Origin of the sequence: Dyella sp. SG609 (assembly GCF_012275375.1) — a bacterium.
Lineage (GTDB): Bacteria > Pseudomonadota > Gammaproteobacteria > Xanthomonadales > Rhodanobacteraceae > Dyella_D > Dyella_D marensis.
In genome coordinates this window covers 388,717-413,882 of record NZ_JAAZQJ010000004.1, presented here as the reverse complement: position 1 = coordinate 413,882, position 25,166 = coordinate 388,717, and the positions used below count along the sequence as shown (strand labels likewise).

The 25,166-nt window shown below is 68.0% G+C and carries 16 protein-coding genes; 8 read left to right on the top strand and 8 right to left on the bottom strand.

Going from position 1 to position 25,166, the window contains the following annotated elements; genetic code table 11:
* Nucleotide 1 precedes the first annotated feature (1 nt).
* The 4 genes from FHW85_RS10320 to FHW85_RS10305 all read right to left on the bottom strand — a co-directional run bounded on the left by FHW85_RS10320 (nt 2) and on the right by FHW85_RS10305 (nt 3,496).
* The gene (locus FHW85_RS10320) at nt 2-2,032 is read right to left on the bottom strand and encodes a methyl-accepting chemotaxis protein (protein WP_167252292.1); all 2,031 of its coding nucleotides are present in this window, start codon (nt 2,030-2,032) and stop codon (nt 2-4) included.
* Nucleotides 2,033-2,147: 115 nt separating this feature from the next.
* On the bottom strand, nt 2,148-2,681 hold the full coding sequence (locus tag FHW85_RS10315; RefSeq protein WP_167252293.1) for a chemotaxis protein CheW: 534 nt from the start codon (nt 2,679-2,681) through the stop codon (nt 2,148-2,150).
* Between the two features lie 10 nt (nt 2,682-2,691).
* A complete protein-coding gene (locus tag FHW85_RS10310; RefSeq protein WP_167252294.1) occupies nt 2,692-3,063 on the bottom strand; it encodes a response regulator in 372 nt (123 codons plus the stop codon).
* A gap of 34 nt (nt 3,064-3,097) precedes the next feature.
* Nucleotides 3,098-3,496 carry a response regulator gene (locus FHW85_RS10305; protein ID WP_269320406.1) on the bottom strand — a complete coding sequence of 133 codons (399 nt, stop codon included), beginning with the start codon at nt 3,494-3,496 and terminating at the stop codon, nt 3,098-3,100.
* A gap of 330 nt (nt 3,497-3,826) precedes the next feature.
* Here FHW85_RS10305 and gshB point away from each other — a divergent pair, with 330 nt between their 5' ends.
* From gshB to FHW85_RS10270, 7 genes are all read left to right on the top strand, one after another.
* Complete coding sequence (gene gshB, locus FHW85_RS10300; protein ID WP_168648158.1) at nt 3,827-4,804, top strand: glutathione synthase; 978 nt, start codon at nt 3,827-3,829, stop codon at nt 4,802-4,804.
* Complete coding sequence (locus FHW85_RS10295; protein WP_168648157.1) at nt 4,801-5,661, top strand: energy transducer TonB; 861 nt, start codon at nt 4,801-4,803, stop codon at nt 5,659-5,661. Before gshB ends, FHW85_RS10295 begins: the two co-directional genes overlap by 4 nt.
* Before the next feature lie 83 nt (nt 5,662-5,744).
* Nucleotides 5,745-6,314 carry a YqgE/AlgH family protein gene (locus tag FHW85_RS10290; protein ID WP_167252297.1) on the top strand — a complete coding sequence of 190 codons (570 nt, stop codon included), beginning with the start codon at nt 5,745-5,747 and terminating at the stop codon, nt 6,312-6,314.
* Nucleotides 6,311-6,769 carry a Holliday junction resolvase RuvX gene (gene ruvX / locus FHW85_RS10285; protein ID WP_167252298.1) on the top strand — a complete coding sequence of 153 codons (459 nt, stop codon included), beginning with the start codon at nt 6,311-6,313 and terminating at the stop codon, nt 6,767-6,769. The genes FHW85_RS10290 and ruvX overlap by 4 nt, the downstream gene beginning before the upstream one ends.
* Nucleotides 6,766-7,695 (top strand): aspartate carbamoyltransferase catalytic subunit, encoded by a 930-nt coding sequence (locus FHW85_RS10280; protein WP_167252299.1) that lies wholly within the window; start codon nt 6,766-6,768, stop codon nt 7,693-7,695. Before ruvX ends, FHW85_RS10280 begins: the two co-directional genes overlap by 4 nt.
* Before the next feature lie 126 nt (nt 7,696-7,821).
* Nucleotides 7,822-9,594, top strand: a complete 1,773-nt coding sequence (locus FHW85_RS10275; RefSeq protein WP_167252300.1) for a hypothetical protein — start codon at nt 7,822-7,824, stop codon at nt 9,592-9,594.
* A gap of 663 nt (nt 9,595-10,257) precedes the next feature.
* Entirely contained in the window at nt 10,258-16,515 is a 6,258-nt protein-coding gene (locus FHW85_RS10270; protein WP_343203686.1) for an autotransporter-associated beta strand repeat-containing protein, read from the top strand.
* A 111-nt stretch (nt 16,516-16,626) separates the two neighbouring features.
* Here FHW85_RS10270 and FHW85_RS10265 read toward each other — a convergent pair whose 3' ends face one another.
* On the bottom strand, nt 16,627-18,288 hold the full coding sequence (locus FHW85_RS10265; RefSeq protein ID WP_168648155.1) for a GGDEF domain-containing protein: 1,662 nt from the start codon (nt 18,286-18,288) through the stop codon (nt 16,627-16,629).
* A gap of 178 nt (nt 18,289-18,466) precedes the next feature.
* Nucleotides 18,467-21,529: a TonB-dependent receptor gene (locus FHW85_RS10260; protein ID WP_343203548.1), complete on the bottom strand. Its 3,063-nt coding sequence runs from the start codon at nt 21,527-21,529 to the stop codon at nt 18,467-18,469.
* Between the two features lie 525 nt (nt 21,530-22,054).
* On the opposite strand from FHW85_RS10260, the gene FHW85_RS10255 reads away from it, so the two are divergent.
* Nucleotides 22,055-22,423 (top strand): BON domain-containing protein, encoded by a 369-nt coding sequence (locus FHW85_RS10255; protein ID WP_167252304.1) that lies wholly within the window; start codon nt 22,055-22,057, stop codon nt 22,421-22,423.
* A 96-nt stretch (nt 22,424-22,519) separates the two neighbouring features.
* On the opposite strand, the gene FHW85_RS10250 is transcribed toward FHW85_RS10255, so the two are convergent.
* Both FHW85_RS10250 and FHW85_RS10245 read right to left on the bottom strand, forming a co-directional pair.
* Nucleotides 22,520-23,686 (bottom strand): PilT/PilU family type 4a pilus ATPase, encoded by a 1,167-nt coding sequence (locus tag FHW85_RS10250; protein WP_168648154.1) that lies wholly within the window; start codon nt 23,684-23,686, stop codon nt 22,520-22,522.
* 133 nt (nt 23,687-23,819) lie between these two features.
* Nucleotides 23,820-24,857: a type IV pilus twitching motility protein PilT gene (locus FHW85_RS10245; protein ID WP_167252306.1), complete on the bottom strand. Its 1,038-nt coding sequence runs from the start codon at nt 24,855-24,857 to the stop codon at nt 23,820-23,822.
* Nucleotides 24,858-25,166 lie beyond the last annotated feature (309 nt).

Genomic DNA, 25,166 nt, shown 5'->3' with positions numbered 1-25,166 from the left:
GTCAGCCCGGCAGCTTGAAGTGCGCCACCGAGCGCCGCAGATCGCTGGCCAGCTGGGCCAGGTAGCCGATCGACTCGGCCGTCTGGCTCGCGCCCTGCGAGGTCTGCGAAGTGATTTCCTGGATCGCGTTCATCGACTGCGAGATGTCCGTCGCCGCGATGGACTGCTCGCGCGCCGCGGCCGAGATGTTCTGAATCAGCGCGGACAGATCGTGCGACACGCGTTCGATGTCGCCCAGCGCGCTGCCCGCGTCCTCGGCCTTGCGGGCGCCGGCCACCACTTCCGCGGTGGTCTGCTCCATGGAGTTGACCGCTTCGTTGGTGTCGGACTGAATCGCCTGCACCAGCGTTTCGATTCGCTTGGTCGCGCTGGCCGAGCGTTCGGCCAGTCGCTGCACTTCGTCCGCCACCACCGCGAAGCCGCGGCCCGCCTCGCCCGCCGAGGCCGCCTGGATGGCGGCGTTCAGCGCGAGGATGTTGGTCTGCTCGGCAATGTCGTTGATCAGTTCCACGATCGAGCCGATTTCCTGGGAGGACTCGCCCAGGCGCTTGATGCGCTTGGAGGTTTCCTGGATCTGGTCGCGGATCGAGTCCATTCCGGAGATGGTTTCGCGCACCACTTCGGCGCCGCGCGAGGCGATGCGCACCGAGCGTTCGGCCACGTCGGCCGATTCGGCGGAGTCCTTCGACACGTTGTCCATCAGGCTGGCGATCTGGTTGATCGCCGAGGTGGCCGTGCTGATGCGCGCCGCCTGGCTCTGCGCCGCGTCGGCCAGGTGGCGCGCGGTGGTCTGGGTTTCCTGCGCCGACGACGACACCTGCTCGGAGGTCTCGTTGATGGTGGTCACCAGGGTGCGCAGCTCGTCGATGGCGTAGTTCACCGAGTCGGCGATGGCGCCGGTGATGTCCTCGGTGACGGTGGTCTTCACCGTCAGGTCGCCTTCCGCGAGCGAGCCCATTTCGTCCAGCAGGCGCATGATCGCCTCCTGGTTGCGCTGGTTCAGCTCGGCCGATTCCTGGAAGCGGCGGCGCTGGTCGCGGACCAGGGTGAACACCAGCAGCACGGCGAAGGCGGCGGCGCCGCCGGCGCCCAGCACGCCCCACCACACGTTCGGGAACAGGCGGCGCAGCGGCAGCTTGCCGATCTGCTCCGAGAGTTCGTTCGCGCGCAGCAGCACGTTCTGCGAATCCAGCGAAGCCTGGTTGCCCGCGCGCTTCACTTCGGACAGGTTGCCGGCCGCGCCGACCAGCTTGGTCACCGGGTCCTGCAGGCTGTCCCACTTGATCTGCATGTCGCCCAGGATCTTGCGGGCGTTGGCGTCGTTCATCGAACGCACGCCGACTTCGGCGTTGCCTTCCTGCAGGCCCTTGAGCACGCCGCCATAGAGCTGGCCGTCGCGGGCCAGGCCGTCGGCCGCCGGCTGCGAGGCGTCGCCGCCCTGCAGGATCTCCTGCACGCGGCGGATCATGCGGTCGGCCAGCAGCATCTGGCGCGCCGAGGTGTAGGTCTGCTCGGCGCTGCCGCCGCGCTGCTGCAGGATGTTCACCACCTGCTCCATGCTGGAGTTCAGCACGGGCAGTTCGCGCGACAGGGTGCCGGCGCGCTGGGCCGAATCCAGCACCAGGGCCTTGTTCGACAGGATCTTGCCGATGTCCGCGTCCAGCTGCTTCCAGGCATTGCTCAGCGCGGCCACCGCGCGGCCGGCCGGGGAGGCGCTGTTGTCGGCATAGGCCTTCATGCCGCTCTTGGTGTCGCCGGCATTCAGGCGCTGGACCGCGGAATCGATCGCGTTGCGATTGGTTTCCAGCTCCTTGAAGGAGTCGACGTTGCCGTCCGACGCCTCCAGCGCGTACTTGGCGGTCTGCTGCGACAACACCTGGATCTGCGTGGTCAGGCCGATGGCCTGGCGGTCCTCGCCGTTCTTCGCGTTAAGCATGAAGAAGTCCAGCGCCGCGAAGCCGATCGCGACCACCAGCAAGACGATGAGGCCGGTATAGCCCCGCTCCTTGCCGACGCCCCCTGTAGTGCTCATGTGCGTTACCTCACCCGTCTACGCCACGCCGTCGTTGCGGCATCGGTTGGGAATTTCAAAGCCCGTCAATCCGGCCGCGACCCGGCACCGGTCCTACTCACTACCGGTTACTGCCTCAGGCCGCGGCCTGGCGGAAGTCCGGGGCACGCACCAGGCGTCCCATGCTGAAAACCGCCAGCCGGGGTTCTCCTACCCTTTCCTCGACGAAGCGCGACAGGCGCGGATCGTCTTCCTGCTCGGCCGCCCGGCGCGCTTCGGTATCCACCGTGCGCTGGCCGAACACCTCGTCCACCAGCAGCGCCACGCTGCCGGCGCCCTGGCGCACCACCAGCAGGCGGCTGCGCTCGGTGTGCAGGGTGCGCTCGGCGAACAGGAAGCGCCCCAGGTCCACCACCGGCACCAGGTTGCCGCGCACGTTGGCCACGCCCAGCAGCCAGGCCTGGGTGCCGGGCACGGGGGTCAGCGAAGGCACGGCGAGCAGTTCGCTGATCTCGTCGATGCCGCTGACGAACAGGCGCGAACCCACGCGGTAGCCGATGCCGCGCCACAGGCCCGGCGCTTCCAGCTTCTCGGGCGTATCCGAAGCATGGGTCAGCGACAGCCGCTCGTAGCGCGCGAGGATCTCGAACGGGGACAAGGTCTGGCTCATCGGGTAGACCTCAGGCCGCGTTGGGCAGCAGATCGTTGATGCACGCCAGCAGCTCCTTCTCGTTCACCGGCTTGGTGATGAAGGCGCGGGCGCCCTGGCGCAAACCCCACACGCGGTCGGTCTCCATGGACTTGGTGGTGATCATCACGATCGGCACATCCTTGGTCACAGGGTCGCGCGTCAGCGTGCGCGTGGCCTGGAACCCGTTCATGCCGGGCATGATCACGTCCATGATGACCAGGGCGGGCAGTTCCGAGCGCACGCGCTCGATGCCCTCCTCGGCGTTGTTGACGGAATCGACCGTATGCCCGGCGCGCTCCAGCAGCGTGGTGAACACGCGCACGTCGGTCGGCGAGTCGTCGATGATGAGAATATTGGCCACAGGTCCCCCTCAGCCCCTGTAGTCGATGGTGGTCTTACACCGTGACATGGCGATGGATGGCTCCAAGCAGTTCGTCGCGCGTGAACGGCTTGGTCAGATACTGCTCGGCGCCGACGATGCGGCCGCGGGCCTTGTCGAACAGGCCATCCTTCGAGCTCAGCATGATCACGGGCGTCGACCGGAATTGCGGATTGTTCTTGATGAGCGCGCAGGTTTGGTAACCGTCAAGGCGCGGCATCATGATGTCGACGAAGATGATGGCGGGCTTCTGGTCCGAGATCTTGGCGAGCGCTTCGAACCCGTCGACGGCCGTGAGCACGTCGCAACCTTCCTTCTTCAGCAAGGTTTCCGCCGTGCGACGGATCGTTTTCGAGTCGTCGATCACCATGACCTTCAGACCGGCCAGGCCATTTCCACTTATGTTCAAGTTCACACACCCCCCTGTGACCCGCCCCAGGCTCAGGTAGACACGAAGCCGACAGCGCCAGGGCCGTCGGCTCCATGTGGACGAAAAGAATCCCGCAAGATTGCCCACCTATTCATCCGCTCGTGGGCGGACGATTGTCCGTGCTGTTTACCGCCTGCCCGCCGTGGCGTCAAGCCAAATTCCTCGCGGTTGAGCCGTGCGGCACGACTTCACATAGCTTGCCGGCCGTGACGCGGCTCGGCGAACATGCGCGTCTTCCCACCCGATCGACCTGGTGCGCCGCCGGCCCGGCAAGAACGCGCCAGTCTACGGGGCACCCACTACCGGAGAATGACGATGGCCCTTTCGGTCGCCGTGCTGATGGACCCCATCCGCGCCATCAAGATCGCCAAGGACACCACCTTCGCCATGCTGCTGGAAGCCCAGCGCCGCGGCCATGCGCTGCTGTACATGGAACAGGGCGACCTGGCCGTGCGCGACGGCCGCGCCTGGGCCCGGCTGGCCCCGCTGACCGTGAAGGACGACCCGTCCGGCTGGTTCAGCCTGGGCGAGGCGCGCTGGCAGGAGCTGGCCGGGGTGGACGTGGTGCTGATGCGCAAGGACCCGCCGGTCGACTCCCAGTTCATCTACGACACCATGGTGCTGTCGCTGGCCCAGCGCGCCGGCGTGATGGTGGTGAACGACCCGCAGGCGCTGCGCGACTGCAACGAGAAAATGTACGCGCTGGACTTCGGCCAGTGCATGGCCCCCACCCTGCTGTCCCGCGACAAGGCCGACCTGCGCCGCTTCGTGGCCGAGCACGGCGAGGTGGTGCTGAAGCCGCTGGACGGCATGGGCGGGCGCGGCATCTTCCGCGTGCGCGCCGGCGACAGCAATCTCAATTCGATGCTGGAAACCCTGCTCAGCGGCGGCCTGCACAGTGCCCAGGCGCAGTTCGTGATGGCGCAGAAGTTCATTCCGCAGATCAGCGCGGGCGACAAGCGCATCCTGGTGGTGGACGGCGAGGCGGTGCCCTATGCGCTCGCACGCATTCCCCAGGGCGACGAATTCCGCGGCAACCTGGCCGCCGGCGGCCGCGGCGAGGGCGTGCCGCTGACCGAGCGCGACCGCTGGATCGTCGCGCAGGTGGCGCCGGAGCTGCGCAAGCGCGGCCTGTGGTTCGTGGGGCTGGACGTGATCGGCGACTACCTCACTGAGATCAACGTCACATCGCCAACCTGCGCGCGCGAACTGGACAAGCAGTTCGGGCTTAATATCTGCGGCCAGCTGTTCGACGTCATCGAACACCACATCCACGGAAAGCGTTCCGCGTGAGTCAACCCGCACCCCGGGGCGCCGACCTGATCGGCGCCACCCTGCTGTTCTCGCTGTTGCTGCACGGCGTGCTGCTGCTGGGCATCACCTTCGGCTACGTGAAGCCGAAGCCGGCCCTGCCCACGCTGGACGTGACCCTGGTGGACGTGGCCAACCGCGAGAAGCCCGAGCAGGCCGACTTCCTGGCCCAGGCCAGCAACCGCGGCGGCGGCGAGCAGGACAAGGCGGCGCGCCCGTCGCAGCCGTTCTCCGGCCCGCTGCCCAAGCCGGACCCCGGCGTGGCCGAGCGCGCCCAGCAGGCCACCGCGGCGCGCCCGCAGGACGCCCCCCAGGACCGCCTGCTCACCACTACCGGCAACAGCCGCTTCAGCGTGAACTCCGACAGCGCCCAGCCGCAGCGCAGCGACAGCACGCTGCCGGCCTCCGACGCCGACCGCGTGCAGATGGAAGCCGCCCAGCTGGCGGCCGAGAAGCGGCGCATCCAGGAGGCCTACGCCAAGCGCCCCAAGAAAAAGTTCATCTCCTCCAACACCAGCGAGTACGCCTACGCCGGCTACATGCGCAACTGGGTGGACCGGATCGAGCGCGTGGGCAATCTCAACTATCCGGACGCCGCGCGCCGCCAGAAGCTGCACGGCGACGTGCTGCTCACGGTGACCCTGGACCGCGACGGCAAGGTGATGGACATCGAGGTGATCAGCAGCTCCGGCCAGGAACTGCTGGACAAGGCCGCCGAGCGCATCGTGCGCCTGGCCGCGCCGTTCCCGCCGCTGCCGCAAGGCGGCGAGCGCGTGGACGAACTGCACATCACGCGCACCTGGCAGTTCCAGGAAGACAACGTGCTGCATACGCGCTGAAACGGCCCCGCCTGTCCGCGGCTGCACGTTCCGCCAACCTCGTCCTCACCCTACCGGCACCCCCTGCGCTTACAATGCGGGGCATGAGCGCCGTCCCTCCCTCGTCTCTCGCCGGTCATTTCCTGATCGCCATGCCCAGCCTGGCCGAACCGCCGTTCTCGCGCGGTGTGGCCTTCATCTGCCAGCACGACGAAGATGGCGCGGTGGGGCTGCTGGTCAACCAGCTCTCCGAGTACCGCCTGGGCGACGTGCTCCGGCAGATGAAGCTCGAATGCGACGACCCGGAAGTCTCCGACCTGCCCGTGCTGATCGGCGGCCCGGTGCAGCAGGAGCGCGGCTTCGTGCTGCATCGCGAGGAAGGCCACTGGGAATCCAGCTACCGCATCAACGACCACTGGTCGGTGACCACCTCTCGCGACATCCTCATCGCCATCGCGGCGGGCACCGGTCCGCGCCAGGCGCTGATGGCGCTGGGCTACGCCGGCTGGAGCGCCGGCCAGCTGGAGCAGGAGCTGAAAGACAACAGCTGGCTCACCGTGGAGGCGAGCGAGCGCATCGTGTTCGACACCCCGCTGGAGGAACGCTGGAGCGCCGCCGCCGGCCTGGTCGGGGTCAATCCGCTGCAGTTGCCGGGCTACGTGGGTCACGCATGAGCTGTGTGTTCGGTTTCGACTACGGCAGCCGGCTGCTCGGCGTCGCGGTCGGCAACCGTTTCACCGGCCTGGCCCGCGCCCTGGCCGTGGTGCCGGTGCGCGACGGCGAACCGGACTGGAACAAGCTCGACGCCCTGCGCCGCGAATGGCAGCCCGACACCCTGGTGATCGGCCTGCCGCTCACGCTCGAAGGCGAGGAACAGGCCGCCAGCCGCGGCGCGCGCCGCCTGGCCGAGCGGCTGGGCCAGCGCTATGCGCTGCCGGTCGCGCTGATCGACGAACGCCACAGCTCGCAGGAAGCGGCCCGCCGCTTCGCCGGCGCCCGCGCCGCGGGCCTGAAGAAACGCCGCGACGCCAGCGCCATCGACGCCGAAGCCGCCGCGGTGATCCTGGAGCGCTGGCTGGCCCAGCCAGCCGACGCCACTTCCACCCTTGCCGATCCGCCCCCGCCATGACACCTCGCCTGCGCCACCTCACCACGCTCGAAAACATGCCGCGCGCCACCATCGAGCGCCTGCTCGACCGCGCCGTCGCCATGCGCGACGCCTGCGCGCACGGCACGCGCAAGCTGGACCTGCTGGGCGGGCGCACCATCCTGAACCTGTTCTTCGAGCCGTCCACGCGCACGCGCACCTCGTTCGAGCTGGCCGCGCGCCGGCTCGGCGCCGACGTCATCAACTTCGACATCGGCTTCTCCTCCACCAGCAAGGGCGAGGAGCTGTACGACACCCTGCACACGCTGGAAGCCATGCACCTGGACGCGATCATCGTGCGCCACAAGATCTCCGGCACGCCGGACGAGCTGGTGCGCCACGCCATGAGCGGCGTGTCGGTGGTCAATGCCGGCGACGGCAACCGCGCCCACCCCACCCAGGGCCTGCTGGACATGCTGACCATCCGCCAGCACCGGCCGGAGTTCGAGAACCTGGGCGTGGTGATCTGCGGCGACGTGAAGCACTCGCGCGTGGCGCGCTCGGACGTGCACGCGCTGGCCGCGCTGGGCGTGCGCGACATCCGCCTGTGCGCCCCGGCCGCGCTCATGCCCACCGAGCACGAGATGCCGCACTGCCAGCGCTTCACCGATTTCGACCAGGCGGTGGAAGGCGCCGACGTGGTGATCATGCTGCGCCTGCAGAAGGAGCGCATGGCCGCCACCGACCTGCAGGACGAGGCCGACTACTTCAAGCGCTACGGCCTGGACGCGCGCCGCCTGGCGCGCGCCGCGCGCAATGCCCTGGTGATGCACCCGGGCCCGCTCAACCGCGGCATCGAGATCAGCTCCGAGGTGGCCGACGGGGCGCAGTCGCGCATCCTGGAGCAGGTCGGCAACGGCGTGTTCGTGCGCATGGCCGTGCTGGCCGAGATGCTGGCGCGCCCGTAAGCCCCGCGTAGGGCGCCGCCCCTCCCCGAACGCCCGGGAATGCCCACTGTTTCGCCCGCAAGTGCCGGGCGAAACGGGCATAATGCGCGGCGCTACACCTTCTTCTATCTATCTCAGGGAATCGACATGCGAGTGAGTAAGCGCTACCTGGCGCTGGCTGTCGCCGGCGTGCTGCTGGCGGCCTGCGGCCACAAGGACAAGGACGCCCCGCTGGCCTTCGTACCGGCGGATACGCCGTACGTGGTGGCCAACCTGGAGGTGCTGGACGAGGACACCCGCAATGCGCTGATCGCGCAGGCCGACGCCCAGCTGCCGGGCCAGCTGGCCCAGCTGAAGGCCGCCGCCGAGGACCTGAAGGAGAAGGACGCCGACACGGCCAACCTGCTCAAGGCCTTCATCGCCGAACTCGACGGCAAGAGCATCGGGGCGTTCGCGCAGAACGTCGGCGTGAACATGAAGGGCCATTCGGCCATCTACGGCTTGGGGCTGGCCCCGGTGATGCGCTTCGAACTGGCCGACGGCAAGGCCTTCGACGCCTTCATCGGCCGCCTGGAAACCGCCTACGGCAAGAAGCTCGACACCGCCACCGAAGGCGGCGTCACCTACCGCAAGCATGCCTCCGCCGAGGCCGGCACCCAGGTGATCCTGGCCGTGGTCGGCAAGCAGGCGGTGGCCGCGGTGCTGCCGGCCGACGCACCGCAGCCGCTGCTGCGCCAGGCGCTGGGCCTGGACCGCCCGGCCAAGAACCTGCAGGACGACGGCCGCCTGGAACAGCTGGCCAAGGACAAGGGCTACAAGCCCTGGGCCGTGGGCCAGGTCGACCTCGCCCGCCTGCTGCCGCTGGCCGCCAGCGGCAAGGACCCGCTGTTCGCCGCCATGTACAAGGCGCACCAGCAGGCCGAATCGGCCAAGACCGGCGAGCCGGTGGCGACCCAGCCGGGCATCTCGCCGGCCTGCGAAGCCGACGCCGTGCGCATCGCCGGCCGCGTACCGGCGATGAGCTTCGGCTACACCAAGCTCGATCCCAAGCACCAGGACCTGCGCTGGGACGTGGCCCTGGCCGACGACGTGACCAAGGCCTTCACCGGCCTCAAGGTCGAGCTGCCGGGCCTGGGCGTGGCCGCCGACGCGCCGATGGACATGAGCCTGGCCCTGCCGGTCGGCACGCTGCGCACGTTCTGGGCGGCCCAGGCCGAGGCCGTGGCCGCCAAGCCGTTCGGCTGCGCCTCGCTGGCCAACCTCAACGAAGGCTTCGCCAAGCTGGGCCAGGTGGCGCAGCAGGCCGCGATGCCGCCGTTCGGCGACCTGCTGGGCCTGCGCGTGTCGCTGGACAGCTTCGATGCCAGCAGCGCCACGCCGAAGTTCACCGGCCGCGTGCTGGTCGGCACCACCAATCCGGCCGGCCTGGCCGCGATGGGCAGCATGGCCTCGCCGGCCCTGGCCCAGCTCAAGCTCACGCCCGACGGCAAGCCGGTGGCGCTGCCGCCGGACATGACCGCCGCGCTCGGCCAGCCGGTATGGCTGGCGATGGGCGACAAGGCCCTGGCCATGGCCATCGGCGAAGGCCAGGACGCCAAGCTCGGCGCCATGCTCAAGGCCCCCACCGGCGACGCCGGCCAGATGGGCCGCGTGCACCTGAGCGGCGACATGTACGTGTCCTGGATCAAGGCCATGGAAGAGAAGTCGGACCGCCTCAAGGAGCTGACCGATTCCATGAACCACGAGGACGGCGACGACGCCAACAAGGAAGAGACCGCCAAGGCCCAGGCCGCGGCCGAACGCGCCAAGGCGCAGTTCGAGACCATGCGCCAGCAGGCCGAGCGCATCAAGTCGATCAGCGGCGAGGTGCACGTGGAAGCCGGCGGCATGGTGATGACCACGCAGACCGAGCTGAAGTAATTCGCCATCCACCGGCGATTCGAGAACAAACGGGGCGCCTTGGCGCCCCGTTTCTTTTGGAACGCCGGGCGCCTTGGCGCCCCGTTTCTGTTGGAACGCCGGCGTGCCTTGACACCCCGTTTCATTTTTCTCCGGCCGGGCGTATTTTCACCGCCATTCAACATTTGGCCCCCATAGAATCGCCGGGGCATCGCATCCACAGGGGGCGCGATCGCCACGGCAGACCAGCGCAGTTCGTCCCGGTCCATTGCACAGGAGGTGTCAGATGGTCATCGCTTTGTGGAACGACGCTCCGCCCCGCTACACCTCGCCGCACTGAACCTTACCGGCTGATTCCAGCCACCCCCTTTCACGCGCACCGCAGCGACCGCCGGCCCGTCCGGCACCGTCCGCGAATGCGCGTGCTGCACGTCCGGGGCTCATAGGAGAGCCCCGTCAACACGCAGTACAGCCGCCCGGCACCGGCTCACTCGACAGGGGTACAACATGAATCGCATTTACCGGCTCGTCTGGAACCGTACGCTGTGTGTGGTTTTCGATGGTCACGGTCAAGTCGCCTCCGAACTGGCTGATGCACCATGCGCCGCGGTTCCGCCGGGAGGAACGCGCCGCCTGCCCGCGCGCCGCCTGCTCGCGCTGTCCTGCCTCGCCGCATGCGCCGCCGTGCCGCCGCCATCGGCCATGGCCGCCTGCTCGCCGATCAATCCCACCAACGGCGCCACCGTCACCTGCTCGGGCGCGGCCAATCCGCTGGCGCCTTCGTACGCCAGCAGCGCCGACAACCTCACCGTCAACGTCAACGCCGGCGGCTCCACCGGCGTGCTGCTCGGCCTGGGCGGCACCGCGATGTCGCTGACCGGCAACGGCACCACGCTCAACAACGCCGGCACCATCGATCCGTCCCTGCTCGGACTGCTCAGCCTCTTGTCTTCGGGCACGGTGATCGGCAATCCGAATCTCGGCGCCTCCATTCCGGGCAGCACCGTGACCGTGAGCAACCAGGGCACGATGAAGGGCACCACCGGGCTGCTCGGCCTGAACCTGGCCGACCTCACCGGCATGGCGCTGGCCGTGCGCAATGGCGGTGGCGGCACCACCACCATTACCAACTCCGGCAGCATCGGTTCCTCCGCCCTGCTCGGCGTCACCTTGCTCGGCTCCGATGCACCGGTGGTGGCTGCCTACGGCGGCGCGCAGGTCAATTTCACCAACACCGGCACCGTCACCGGCCGCACCGCGTTCGAAAGCTCCGCCGCGGGCAACACGTACATCAACGCCGGCACCATCAGCGGCAGCGTGTCGATGGGCACCAACAGCACCAATACCTTCACCGCGGTGACCGGCTCCAACGTCAACGCCGGCGGCAGCCTGGGCCTGAACCTGCTCGGCGTGCTCGGCATCAATCTCAACTTCGCGCCCACCGGGCAGATCGACGGCGGCGCTGGCGGCAACAACACGCTGACCTTGCAGAACGTGGTGGCCGGGCCGGGTTCCGGCGCCACCGGCACGGGTAGCGCCGCCTCCGGCACCTACGTCAATTTCCAGCACCTGATCGTGAACAGCGGCACCTGGAGCCTGTCCGGCGCCCTGGTCAGCGGCGACGCCGTGCTCAATGGCGGCGTGGCGCAGTTCGACGCCGACGCCAACTTCGGCAGCGCTGCCAGCATCGCTTCCAATGGCGGCGGCCTCGCCGCCAGCACCGCCGGCTCGACGCTGAGCAAGGCGGTGCTGCTCAACGCCGGCGGCCTCACCGTCACCGGCGGCAACGACTTCACCTTGTCCGGCGTGCTGTCCGGCACCGGTGCGTTGACCAAGAGCGGCGCGGGCACGGTGAGCCTGAGCGCCGCCGAGACCTACACCGGCGGCACCACCATCAACGCCGGCACCCTCGCGCTCAGCGGCAACGGCGCGCTGGTGGCCGGCGGCGCGGTCAATCTGCAGAACGCAGGTTCCGGCTTCGATATCTCCGGCGCCAGCGGCAATCGCACCATCGGCATGCTGAGCGGCGGCACCGGCACCACGATCGCACTGGGCGCGCGCACGCTCACGCTCGGCGACAGCGCCAACAGCACGTTCGCCGGCGCGATCGGCGGCACCGGCGGCATCGCCAAGCAAGGCGCAGGCACGCTGACCCTGGCTGGGGCCAACACCTTTACCGGCGGCACCGCGATCAATGCGGGCACGCTGGCGCTCAGCGGGACCGGCACGCTCGCCGCCACCGGCGCGGTGGCGCTCAACAATGCCGGCAGCGGCTTCGACATCAGCGGCGCCACCTCCAGCCGGACCATCGGCGCGCTGTCCGGTGTGGCCGGCACCCAGGTCGCGCTGGGTGCGAACACGCTGACCCTGGGCGATGCGACCGGCAGCAGCTTCGCCGGCACCATCGGCGGCACCGGCGGCATCCTCAAGCTAGGCGCCGGCACGCTGACCCTGAGCGGCGTGAACACCTACACCGGCGGCACCACCGTCGGCGCCGGCACGCTGGCGCTGGGCGCCGGCGGCGCGCTTGCGCCCAGCGGCGCGGTCAGCCTGGCAGCACCGGGCGCCACGCTCGATCTCTCCGCCGCCGGCGCGCAGAGCCTCGCCAATCTCTCCGGCGTGGCCGGCAGTTCGGTGGCGCTGGGCGCGAACGCGTTGACTCTCGCACCCGCCGGCAGCAGCAGCTTCGCCGGCACCATCAGCGGCACCGGCTCGGTGACGATCAACGGCAGCGGCACACAAACCCTCACCGGCGCCAACACCTATAGCGGCGGCACCAGCATCCTCAATGGCACGCTGGCGCTGGGCGTGGGCGGCGCGCTCGCCGGCGGCAGCGCGCTGACGCTGGGCGCGGGCGGCACCTTCGATATCTCCGCCGGCGGCAACAAGACCATCGGCGCGCTGGCCGGCGCCGGCGGCACCGTCAATCTCGGCGCCAACACGCTCAGCGTGGGCGGCAGCGGCGGCGGCAGTTTCGATGGCGTGATCCAGGGCACCGGTGGACTGACCAATACCGCCAACGCACTCGTGCTCAACGGCGTGAACACCTACACCGGCTTGACCACCGTGCAGGGCGGCAGCCTGACGGTCGGCGATGCCGCGCATGCCGGTGCCTCCATCGGCGGCGACGTGAGCGTGGCCAGCGGCGCTTCGCTCGGCGGCTTCGGCACCGTCGCCGGCAGCGTCACCGTGCAGAACGGCGGCCATCTCGCGCCGGGCAATCCCACCGGTTCGCTGACGGTGAACAGCAACCTCACCCTGGCGCAAGGCAGCGTGCTCGACTTCTCCTTCGGCGCACCCGGCCCGAACTTCACCACGCCCGGCACCGGCCACAACGTGGTGGTCAACGGCAACCTCGCCATCAACGGCGCCACGCTCAATCCCATCGATGCCGGCGGCTTCGGCCCCGGCTTGTACAACCTGTTTACCTACGGCGGCACGCTGACCGAAACCAATGACGGCATCGCGCCGCCCTCGGGCTTCACCATCCAGAACCTCACCGCCAGCAAGCAGATCAACCTGATCAACACCAACGGCCTGACCTTGAATTTCTGGAACGCCAACGGCCTGGCCAACAGCACGCGCATGGGCGGCGGCAGCGGCATCTGGTCGGTTCCGCAGGCGAACTGGACGGATGCCGTGGGCGCGGTGACTTCCTCGCGCCAACCGGCCGATGCCTTCGCCATCTTCGGCGGCGACGCCGGCACGGTCACGGTCGACAACACCGGCGGCGCGGTGACGGCGCTGGGCATGCAGTTCGCCAACGACGGCTTCCACCTGGTCGGCGACGCGCTCGGCCTGGTCGCGCCGACGCCCGGTGCGCTCAGCGAGATCCGCGTCGGCGACGGCAGCGCGGCAAGTGCCGCGTGGGTGGCCACGGTCGACAACACACTGACGGGCCTGGGCTTCAACAAGACCGGCGCCGGCACCCTGGTGCTCGGCGGCGCCAACACCTACACGCAGGGCACCATGCTGAGCGCGGGCACCTTGTCGGTCAGCACCGATGCCAACCTCGGTGCCGCCAGTGCGGGCCTGGATTTCGAAGGCGGCATCCTGCAGGTGACCGGCACGGCATTCCAGTCGACCGCGCGCGCGATCACGCTCGGCGCGCCGGGCGGCGGTTTCGATATCGCCGATGCCGCCAACGTGTTCACCGTCAACCAGGCGCTCGGCGGCACCGGCGGCCTGAGCAAGCTCGGCGCGGGCACGCTGGTGCTGACCGGCGCGAACACCTACAGCGGCGGCACCACGGTCAGCGCGGGCACGCTGCAGGGCGATGCGGCCAGCCTGCAGGGCAATATCCTCGACAACGCGGCGCTGGTGTTCGATCAGGGTGCGAACGGCACGTTCGCCGGCAGCCTCTCCGGCACCGGCACGGTGACCAAGCTCGGTGCGGGAACGCTGACGCTCAGCGGTGCCAGCAGCTACACCGGCGGTACGACGATCAGCGCGGGTGCGCTGCAAGGCGATACGAGCAGCCTGCAGGGCAACATCACCGACAACGCGTCGCTGATCTTCAACCAGGGCACGGACGGCACCTTCACCGGCGCCATCGCCGGCAGCGGTTCGCTCACCAAACTCGGCGCCGGCACGGTCACGCTGAGCGGTGCGAACAGCTACAGCGGCGGCACCACCATCAGCGCCGGCGCACTGCAGGGCGATACCACCAGCCTGCAGGGCAACATCACCGACAACGCTTCGCTGATCTTCAACCAGGGCACGGATGGCAGCTTCGCCGGCATCGTCAGCGGCAGCGGCTCGCTGACCAAGCTCGGCGCGGGAACGGTGACGCTGAGCGGTGCGAATACCTACAGCGGCGGCACCACCATCAGCGCCGGCGCGCTGCAGGGCGACACCACCAGCCTGCAAGGCAACATCACCGACAACGCCTCGCTGATCTTCAACCAGGGCGCGGACGGCACGTTTGCCGGCACCGTCAGCGGCAGCGGCTCGCTGACCAAGCTCGGCGCCGGCACGCTTACCTTGAGCGGCGCGAACAGCTACAGCGGCGGCACCACCATCGGCGCCGGCGCGCTGCAGGGCGACACCACCAGCCTGCAAGGCAACATCACCGACAACGCCTCGCTGATCTTCAACCAGGGCGCGGACGGCACCTTCGCCGGCATCGTCAGCGGCACCGGCTCGGTGACCAAGCTCGGCGCCGGCACGCTCACACTGAGCGGCGCGAACAGCTACAGCGGCGGCACCACGATCAGCGCGGGCGCACTGCAGGGCGACAGCACCAGCCTGCAGGGCAATATCACCGACAACGCCTCGCTGATCTTCAACCAGGGCACGGACGGCACGTTCAACGGCACGCTGTCCGGCAGCGGTACGCTGCTGAAATCCGGCGCCGGCACGCTCACGCTGGACACGGTCAATCCATTGTCGGGCGCCACGACCGTCGCCGCCGGCACGCTGATCGTCGGCGACAACAGCCATCCCGGCGCCACCCTGGGCAGCAACGTCACGGTGAACGGCGGCGCCACGCTCGGCGGCATCGGCACCATCGGCGGGCTGGACCTGTCCGGCACGGTGATTCCCGGCAACACCACCGGCACGCTCACGGTGACCGGCAATGCGGTGTTCCATCCCGGCTCCAGCTACCAGGTGGGCGCCACGCCGCAGGGCCAGAGCAGCCGCATCGTGGTCGGCGGCACGGCCTCCATCCTCGGCGGCAGCGTGCTGGTACTGGCGCAGCCGGGCAATTACGCGCCGCGCACCGACTACACCATCCTCACCGCCGCACAGGGCGTGAGCGGGCAGTTCGGCGCGGTCAGCGCCAACCTGACCTTCCTCACGCCGCTGCTCAGCTACACCGCCAATGCAGTGAATCTCTCGCTGCAGCGCAACGACGTCAGCTTCGAAAGCGTGGCGGACACCAAGAACCAGAAGAGCACCGCCGGCGCGCTCGATCATCTGGACCCGAGCTCGCCGCTGATCGACGCCCTGCTCGGCCTGGACCCCGACAGCGCACGCCACGCCTTCGACCAGCTCTCCGGCGAGATGCACGGCAGCATCACCACCGCGCTGTTCGACGACAGCCACTACGTGCGCGACGCCATCAACAACCATCTGCTGGGCGCGAACTACGGCGGCCAGAGTGCCGAAGGCGCGACGGGCGCCGGCAACATGGTGTGGAGCTCGCTGTGGGGCCACTGGGGCGACCACGACAGCGACGGCAATGCGCACGATATGAACGCCAACGGCAGCGGCCTGCTGATCGGCGCGGACACGGAAGTCGGCGACGTGCGCCTGGGCGGTGTGCTCGGCCACGGGCAGAACAGCCTCAACGTGCGCGAACTCGGTTCGACGGCGCATGCGAAGGCCAACTATGCCGGTGTCTACGCCAGCTGGAACCTGGGCAATTTCCGCCTGCGCGGCGGCGCGGCCTATGCGTGGCAGAAGATCGACACCACGCGGCGCATGGCCTTCGGCCCGTTCTCCGGCACGGCGCAGGCCAGCTACGACGCCAACACCGCGCAGGCCTACGTGGACGGCGGCTACGTGTTCCAGTTCGGCCGCGGCACGCTGGAGCCCTACGTCAACCTGAGCCAGGTGCACGTGCGCACCGATGCGTTCACCGAGCACGGCACCATCGCCGCACTCAGCGTCGACGGCAGCTCGTCCAATCTCACCGCCGCCATCGGCGGCGTGCGCGGCTCGCTGCAGCTGGGGCCGGGCGGCCTGCACGCCTATGCCGGCGTGGGCTACCAGCACGCCTGGGGCGACACGGTGCCGGAGCGCCGCCAGCGCTTCGTCGCCGGTGCGGACAGCTTCAACGTGTATGGATTGCCGGTGGCGAACAACGCGGGCGTGCTGGATCTTGGGTTGCGCTTCCCGCTCGGCCACGCGGTGACGGTGGATCTCGGGTATCACGGGCAGTTTGCGAGCGATGCGCGGGATCAGTCGGCGCGACTGACGGTGAACGTCGCCTTCTGAGAAACACCGGCCAGGACAGATGAGGGGTGGGTGCTCGCGACGACGCTTCTGCGAAGAGAAGAAAAGCTTTTGAGCTTTCTCGCCCCTCCGCGCATCGCTCCGCCCGGCCCCTCACCCCGACCCTCTCCCCGGAGGGGAGAGGGAGATGGAGCGCGAGGCGAAAATCGAACCAAGAGCACGCGGCGCAGCCGCGGCGTTCCGCTGGTGCGCTTCTGCTCTTGATCTACCGGGTCCCCTTGGCGCCGGCGGTGAGGGCTGGACGAAAAGGCCCCCGCAGGGGGGCGGGGACACGATGTCCCCGCCTTTTTGATCAGGGCATGGATGCCCTGTCAAAAAGCCCGGCCAGCCCTCACGGACCCTCAGCAGCTTTGCTGCTGAGGGCGCCAAGCAGGGTGCCCTTTCTTCTTGGTTACTTCTTCTTTGGGCACGCAAAGAAGAAGTAACTCGCCCCGCGGCAGCGGGGCGAAACCCTCGCCAACGGCGAGACAACCAACCGTCAACGCAACAACCAAGCGATACCGCCACTGGATCCCGGCCTACGCCGGGATGACGAAAATGAGACGGCGAGACAAGACCGTTGCCCCCTCCCCGGAGGAGAGAGGGCCACGGAAGCATGTCAGCCGCCGCGTGCCGCACGCAGTTGCGGCCATCCGACTTCGCGCGATACAGCGCCCGGTCCGCCGACGACACGAGCTGCTCAAAGCTCGCGCCACCCGCCCCGACGGCAACCCCGATACTCGTAGTCACCCGAAGGCGCTGCCCGTTCACGATCACCGACGAACCATCCAGAGCCGCGCGCAACCGCTCCGCCAGCTCGCTCGCCGCCCGCAGGTCCGCGCCCGGCAAGGTCAGCAGGAATTCCTCGCCGCCGTAACGGCCCGACGCGTGCCCGGGCCACGCCACCACCTCGCGCAGCACCGCCGCGGCATGCACCAGCACCGCATCGCCGCCCTCGTGCCCCCAGCGGTCGTTGATCTGCTTGAAGCGGTCCAGGTCCAGCGCCAGCACCGCGAAGGGCTGGCCGTGCAGCCCGCTCGCGGCCAAGGCGCGGCGGCCTTCCGCCAGCATGGCGCCGCGGTTGAGCAGGCCGGTCAGCGCATCGATCGAGGCCGCGCGGCGCAGGTCGACCATCAGGCGCTCGGTGATCAGCAGCAGCAGCGCGAAATAGGCGGCGAGGCTGATCACGATGCCGGCGACATAGGTCATGGTCACCGGCGCGCCGCCGCGCAGCAGGTCCTGCCCCGCGTCCGGACTCAGCGGCACGAACGGGCGGATCATGAACAGCACGGCGTCCGCCGCCAGGATCAGCGCCAGGATGCGGCAGCTCAGGCGGATCTCGCGCGGCGCATGACGCAGCAGCAGATAGATGGACCAGAGATTCCAGATCAGCGCCTGCACGCTCGCCAGCACGATGCGCACATGCAGGTCCGGCTGCGCATAGGCGAACCAGGCGATCCCGGCGGCATAGGCCAGCACGATCGCCAGCGGCGCGCGCCAGCGCAGGCGCCGCTGCATATGCACGGCCAGGCCCTTCACCATCAGGGCGCCGGCCAGCGCGATGGCGCCGTTGGCCAGCACGATCGAGATGAAGTCCGGAATCTGTCCGCGCAGCGAGATCAGCGCGATGCCCGCGGTGGACACCCACAGGCTGGCCACCCAAACCCGCAGCGCCGCCTGTCCGCGCAGCACCAGCATCAGCGACGTGAAGCCGATCGCCGCGCTGATGGCGGCGAGGAAGCTGACGAAGATCAGGGTGGGAAGGTCCAGGTGCATGAGAGCCTCGCTCCGTCTGGCGCTTGCAGGTCGGCCGCTGTAGCGGCGGCATCGGCGGGAACTTAAAGGGAAGCGCGGCCGCTGCGCAAAAAAAAACCACCGGCGGCTGCCGGTGGCTTCGTGCTTCGGTCTGCCGAAACCGGCCCGGAGCCTTGCGGCGCCGGGCCGTTCCGTCCGCTTAGAAGTCGTAGCGGGCGGTCACGCGGAAGTAGCGCGGATCGGTGTAGTTCAGCTCACGGCCGTACAGCGGGTTCACCGTGGTGCGGTTCAGCGCGTAGCGATAGTTGTACATCGTCGCCGTCTGGCGGTTCAGCACATTGATCACGTCGAGCTGCAGGGTCAGCTTGTTGTCCAGCCAGCCCGGCGTGTAAGCCGCATTGAGGTTCAGCTGGTAGGTCCACGGCGTGGTGCCCTTGGAGCCGCGCGGCGAGATCGCATAGCCAGGCTGGCCCGGCAGGCCGCAGAACCAGTACGTGGAGCTGTTGTACAGGCCGGCGTCGGCGGTCGGGTAGAAGCTGGTGCAGTTCTTCGGGCGGCCCGAAGCGGCGACCAGGGTCGCGCCGAAGCGCCATTCCTGGTTCAGCTGGTAATAGCCGAACGCCTTCACCTGGTGCGCGCGGTGGTTCGGCAGGGTGCCGTTGGAACCGACCATCAGCTGCGGCAGGTCCCAGTCCTGGGTGCGCGACACGTCGGTCTGGCCGCCCGCGCCGGTATCCAGGTCGGAGGCCAGCTGGCCTTCGGTGTTGCCGTAGTTGCGCGAGAAGGTGTACTCGACCTTGCCGTACCAGCTGTCGGCGAACGGGTGTTCGACGAACAGATCCACCGCGTAGTACTTACGCTTCAGGTCCGGCAGGTTCAGGTCCTTCTGGCTCAGGTGCACTTCCTTCAGGCTGCCGTCCGCCTGCGCCACCATGAAGGTGTTGCCGCGGCCCGGGTTGAAGGTGAGGCACTTGTTGCCGAGCGCCTGGATGCAGGTGTCGTCGATCGCGCTCATCAGCTTGCGATAGGTCAGCTTCGCGCCCCAATTGAAGGTCGGGGAGATCTGCTGCTCCATGCCCAGGATGTACTCGTCCTGGAAGTGCGCGCGCAGGCCCTTGGCGGCCACGGTGCGCGGATCCGGCGCCTGGCCGCATTCCTTGTTGGACGACACGCCGCCGGTGCTGGCGCAGATGAACGGGCTGGCCGGGTTCACCGCGATCGGGTTCAGGCCGAGCGGCACGCCGCTGACCGGGTCCACGCCGGTGTAGGTGAAGTACTGGTTGCTGATCAGCGAACCGGACACGCTGCGCACGGCGGCGTTGTTCGGCACGGCCAGGTGGTAGCGGCCGGCATTGGCGAACACCTTCAGGCTGGAATCGCCGAACACGTCCCACGACGCGCCCAGGCGCGGCGCCAGCTGGTGGCGCTGCTTGATGTAGGCGTCGCCGTTCTTGTTGTAGTTGGTGAACTGCTCGTTGCGCAGGCCGATGGAGAGCAGCCAGCGATCGTTGACCTGCCAGCGGTCTTCGATGAACTGCGCCGCCTGGTCGGTTTCCACGCCGGCACGCTGGGTGTTGTACGCCTTGTAGACGTAGTAGCCCTGCGCGCCCAGGCCGCCCGCCGAAGCCGGCGAACCGGTCACGCCCAGGCCCGGGTCGATCGCGGTGGCCGGGTTGGTCTGCTTGGCGTACACCCAGGCGTAGCCGCCGGCGTATTCCTTGCCGGTGAACGACTTCGCGTTCTGCGCGTCGTAGCCGAAGCGGATGTCGTGGTCACCGAGGCGGTACTCGATGTCCAGGCGCCAGCCCTTGGTCTTGTCGTTCGCGCCGTCCAGCGGCAGGGTCGAGGTGACCGCGGTCTGGCAGCTGTTGTAGGTGACGCCCGGGGCCTGCGCGTTCGAGCCGACCGAGATGTACGGGCAGGCCGGATTGAAGCCGTAGTTGGTCTGGACGTGGTTGATCTTCTGCGTGCCGTACAGCGCCGACACGGTCAGGTCGTCGGTGATGTAGCCGGTGTACTTGGCGATGTAGAGGTCGCCGCCGTCCTTGGTGTAGACGCCGCCGGTCTGCGTGTTGCCGTGGCTGAGCGTCTTGTAGTCGTACGCGTAGCGATCCGAGGTGTACTCGGTCTTGTCCGACACGCCCGTGAATTCGAGGATGTGGTTGTCGGTGATGTTCCAGTCGATCTTCGCGGTCCAGCGCGGCATCTTGTACTGGTAGTCGCTGTAGCCGATCTTCGAGGCCGAGGCCGCGGAGTTCGAGAACGAACCGACGCTGGCGCCTTCCTGGCGGTTCACTTCGGCGTCGATGTAGTAGAACAGGCGGTCCTTGATCAGCGCGCCGCTGATGTACGCGCCGACGGTGGACTTCCAGTACTGGTTGCGGTTGCGGTACTGGTACAGCTTGCCGTCGGTGGCGGCGTTGGTGGCCGCGCCGGTCTGCGGGAAGTAGTTGTTGCGCGGGCTGGCGCGCAGCGCTTCCGGTTCCCAGATGGTGTAGATGCCGCCCTTGGTCTGGTTCGAGCCGCGCTTGGTGACGATGTTGATCACGCCGCCGGTGGAACGGCCGAACTCGGCGCCGTAGCCGCCGGTCAGCACCTGCTGCTGGTCGATCGCGTCGAACGGCAGCTTCGTGAAGCCGATCGAGGTCAGCGGGTTGGTCACGGCGTAGCCGTTGATGAAGTACGCGTTCTCCGACGAGGCCGCGCCGCCGAAGCTGGGCACGCCGTAGCTGGAGTTGGCGACCACGCTCGGCGCCAGCATGGCGGCGGCGGCGATGTCGCGGTCGATCGGCAGCTTGGCCAGCTGCTCGGAGGTCAGCACGGTGCGGGTGTCGACCGAGGACACGTCGATGGCCGGCAGGGCCGAGGCCACCACCGAGACGCCGTCCAGGTTCTTCGCGTCGGTCGCGGCCGCGGCGGAAGCGCCGAAGGACACTTCCGTGCCGCCGGCGATGCTCAGCTCGACGTTGTCGCGGGTGCTGACGGCGGCGCCGTTGTTCTTCAGCGTCACGCTGTAGCGGCCGGTCGGCAGCGAGCTGAAGCGGTAGCGGCCCTGCTCGTCGACGGTGACCGAACGGGTCAGGCCGGTGTCGACGCTCTTGATCTCGACGGTATTGCCCGACTGCGGGGCGACCTGGCCGAAGATCGAGCCGGTGATGTTGGACTGAGCCAGGGCGCCGGTGCCGGCCAGAGCCAGGGCAACGGCCAGGGCCAGGGACGAACGTCCCTTAGGCCGCTTGGTGAAAGCAGCGAGGTAACTCACAGGTTGTACTCCCATCAACTTGTTAGCAACGCAAGATCCGCAAGCGGGTGCGGACCGGGGATGTGGGTCGTGCGAGCCCGGGGAAGGGCCCTGCTCCGAGGAATGAAACGTGCCCCCGGATGGCTAACCAGATGCGGCTCGACGAGCCCCCCTCTCGTATCCATCCAGCCCCGAAGAGCAGCGGGCTGTATAGCGCAACAAAGTACGATTCTCAACGAATTTGTAACGCGATTTTTTTCACCCGGTCACTAATTCCGCCGCATGCGCGGGCTGGAAAACCCCGTAAATCGCTGTAGAAAATGAGAATTCGCACGTGCTGCGGCGCGACATGCAAGCTTCGTGAAAGCTTGCGATTCAGCTCGCACAAGCGCACGAAACCTTCGCATTGGCGATCGCGCCCTGAACGTCTCCACGCGCTTTCGAAGCGCTGTTCACACCCGACCTGCTGGTATCGATGACGGACGTTCGAAACACCGCGTCCGGCTGTCTCCCCCGGACAGCGTCCCCTTTCTCAGGAGAGTTGCCATGCAGACTTCCAACCTGTTCCGTAAGACCCTTCCTGCTGCCGCCCTGGTCGCGCTGCTCGCCGCCTCGCCGCTGGCCCAGGTCGCCGCGCAGGATGCAGGCGCCACGCAGAAACCGACCAGCAACCAGACCGTGCCGGACAAGGCCGCCGACGGCTGGATCACCACCAAGGTGAAATCGGAGCTGGCCACCACCAAGGGCATCAAGAGCGGCGACCTGTCGGTGAACACCACCGACGGCGTGGTCACCATCACCGGCACCGCCGCCACCTCGGGCGAGAAAGCCAAGATCGAGGCGATCGCCAAGAAGGTCAAAGGCGTGAAGAGCGTAGACACCGGCGGGGTCACCGTCAGCGACAACGCGAAGTAAGCGCCGCGCCCCGCTCCCTGCCAGCGCGGGGCGCGCGGAAACGAGAAAGGAGCCCGCGGGCTCCTTTCTTTTTGCAGCGACCGGTAACGCGCCGCGTCAGCGATACAACATGCCGCCGCCCAGCTGGTTGGTGTCGCGCGTCTCTTCCAGCTCCACGCCATCCAGGCCCTGCGACAGCGTGTGCGCGTCGCCGCCCTGGGCCAGCTTGATGCGCAGGCGCACTTCGTTGGAGCTGTCGGCGTGGCGCAGCGCGTCCTCGTAGGAGATCTCGCCGGCGTGATAGAGCTCGACCAGGCTCTGGTCGAAGGTCTTCATGCCGAGGTTGGTCGATTCCTTCATCACTTCCTTGAGCTTGTGGATCTCGCCCTGGCGGATGTAGTCCTGCACCAGCGGCGTGCCCAGCAGGATCTCCACCGCCACGCGGCGCGCCTTGCCGTCCGGCGTGGGAATGAGCTGCTGCGCGACCACGCCCTTGAGGTTCAGCGACAGGTCCATGAACAGCTGCGAGCGCCGGTCTTCCGGGAAGAAGTGCAGGATGCGGTCCATCGCCTGGTTGGCGTTGTTGGCGTGCAGGGTGCACAGGCACAGGTGGCCGGTTTCGGAGAAGTTGATGGCGTGTTCCATCGTTTCGCGCGTACGCACCTCGCCGATCATGATCACGTCCGGCGCCTGGCGCAGGGTGTTCTTCAGCGCGTTGTCCCAGCTGTCGGTGTCGATGCCCAGCTCGCGCTGCGTGATGATGCAGCCCTCGTGCTTGTGCACGTATTCGATCGGGTCCTCGATGGTGATGATGTGCCCGGTCGAGTTGGCGTTGCGGTAGCCGATCATCGAGGCCAGCGAGGTGGACTTACCGGTGCCGGTGCCGCCGACGAAGATGATGATGCCGCGCTTGGTCATGGCCAGCTGCTTGATCACCGGCGGCAGGCTCAGTTCCTCGATGGTCGGGATCTTGGACTCGATCCGGCGCAGCACCATGCCGACGCAGTTGCGCTGGTAGAAGCACGACACGCGGAAGCGGCCCACGCCCTGCGCCGAGATGGCGAACTGGCATTCGTGGGTCTTTTCGAACTCCTCGCGCTGCGAAGGCGTCATCACGTTGAGCACCATGTCGCGCGACTGCTGCGCCGACAGCGGGCTCTGCGTGATCGGCACGATGCGGCCCTGCACCTTCATCGACGGCGCGACGCCGGCGGTGATGAACAGGTCCGAGGCCTTCTTGTGGACCATCAGCTTGAGGAAGGAGGTGAAGTCGAAGTCGCTCATATGCCCTCCGGGAGGGAGTCGGGAATGAAGCTGGGAATGGGGAATAGGAAATAGGGAGCAGGAAAAGCGAGGCGCAGCAAGCGTGCAGATTCCTGCTCTTCCTATTCCCTATTCCCCATTCCCTATTCCCCGATTACTTAAATACTTCCTTGTTCCGCGCGTACGCCGCGGCCTGCTGGCGCGTGATCAGGCCGCGCTTGACCAGGTCCTGCAGGTTCTGGTCGAGGGTCTGCATGCCGTACTGCTGGCCGGTCTGGATGGAGGAGTACATCTGCGCCACCTTGTCCTCGCGGATCAGGTTGCGGATGGCCGGGATGCCGACCATGATCTCGTGCGCCGCCATGCGGCCGCCGCCCACCTTCTTCAGCAGCGACTGCGAGATCACCGCGCGCAGCGATTCGGACAGCATCGAGCGCACCATCGGCTTCTCGCCGGCGGGGAACACGTCGATGATGCGGTCGATGGTCTTGGCCGCCGAGCTGGTATGCAGGGTGCCGAACACCAGGTGGCCGGTTTCCGCGGCGGTCAGCGCCAGGCGGATGGTTTCCAGGTCGCGCAGCTCGCCCACCAGGATGAAGTCCGGGTCTTCGCGCAGCGCCGAGCGCAGCGCCTCGTTGAAGCCGTGGGTGTCGCGGTGCACCTCGCGCTGGTTGACCAGGCACTTCTGCGAGGTGTGCACGAATTCGATCGGGTCCTCGATGGTGAGGATGTGGCCGTATTCGTTCTTGTTGATGTGGTCGACCATCGCCGCCAGGGTGGTGGACTTGCCCGAACCGGTCGGGCCGGTGACCAGGATCAGGCCCTGCGGCTGCTCGATCAGCTCGCGGAAGATGCGCGGGGCGCCGAGGTCTTCCAGGGTCAGCACTTCGGACGGAATGGTACGGAACACGCTGCCGGCGCCGCGGTTCTGGTTGAACGCGTTGACGCGGAAGCGGGCCAGGCCGGGGATCTCGAAGGAGAAGTCGACCTCGAGGAATTCCTCGTAGTCGCGGCGCTGCTTGTCCGACATGATGTCGTAGATCAGCGCGTGCACCTGCTTGTGCTCCAGCGCCGGGATGTTGATGCGCCTGACGTCGCCGTCCACGCGGATCATCGGCGGCAGGCCGGCGGACAGGTGCAAGTCCGACGCCTTGTTCTTCACCGAGAAGGCCAGTAGTTCGGCGATATCCATGCGTTCCCCTTCGAGCGTTCACTTTGGGCGGTACGGCGTGGGGAACGGTCGCGGGCGGCCTGGCTCGGCCTGAGCGCTGCCACCCTGGCGGGTCCCCCTCGCAGCGGCCCGATACTACTCGCGGCGCGGCGACAGGAGCCAGTCTTTCGGGTGGCCGATGTTTGAAAGTGATAACCCCGTAATGGCGCCGTAGGCTGGGGTGAGCCGCAGGCGAACCCCAACGCGGCCAGGACCCCAAACCCATGTGCCTTGCCCGATGATCCGGCGGCGTCCGTTGGGGTTCGCTGCGCTCACCCCAACCTACGGGTA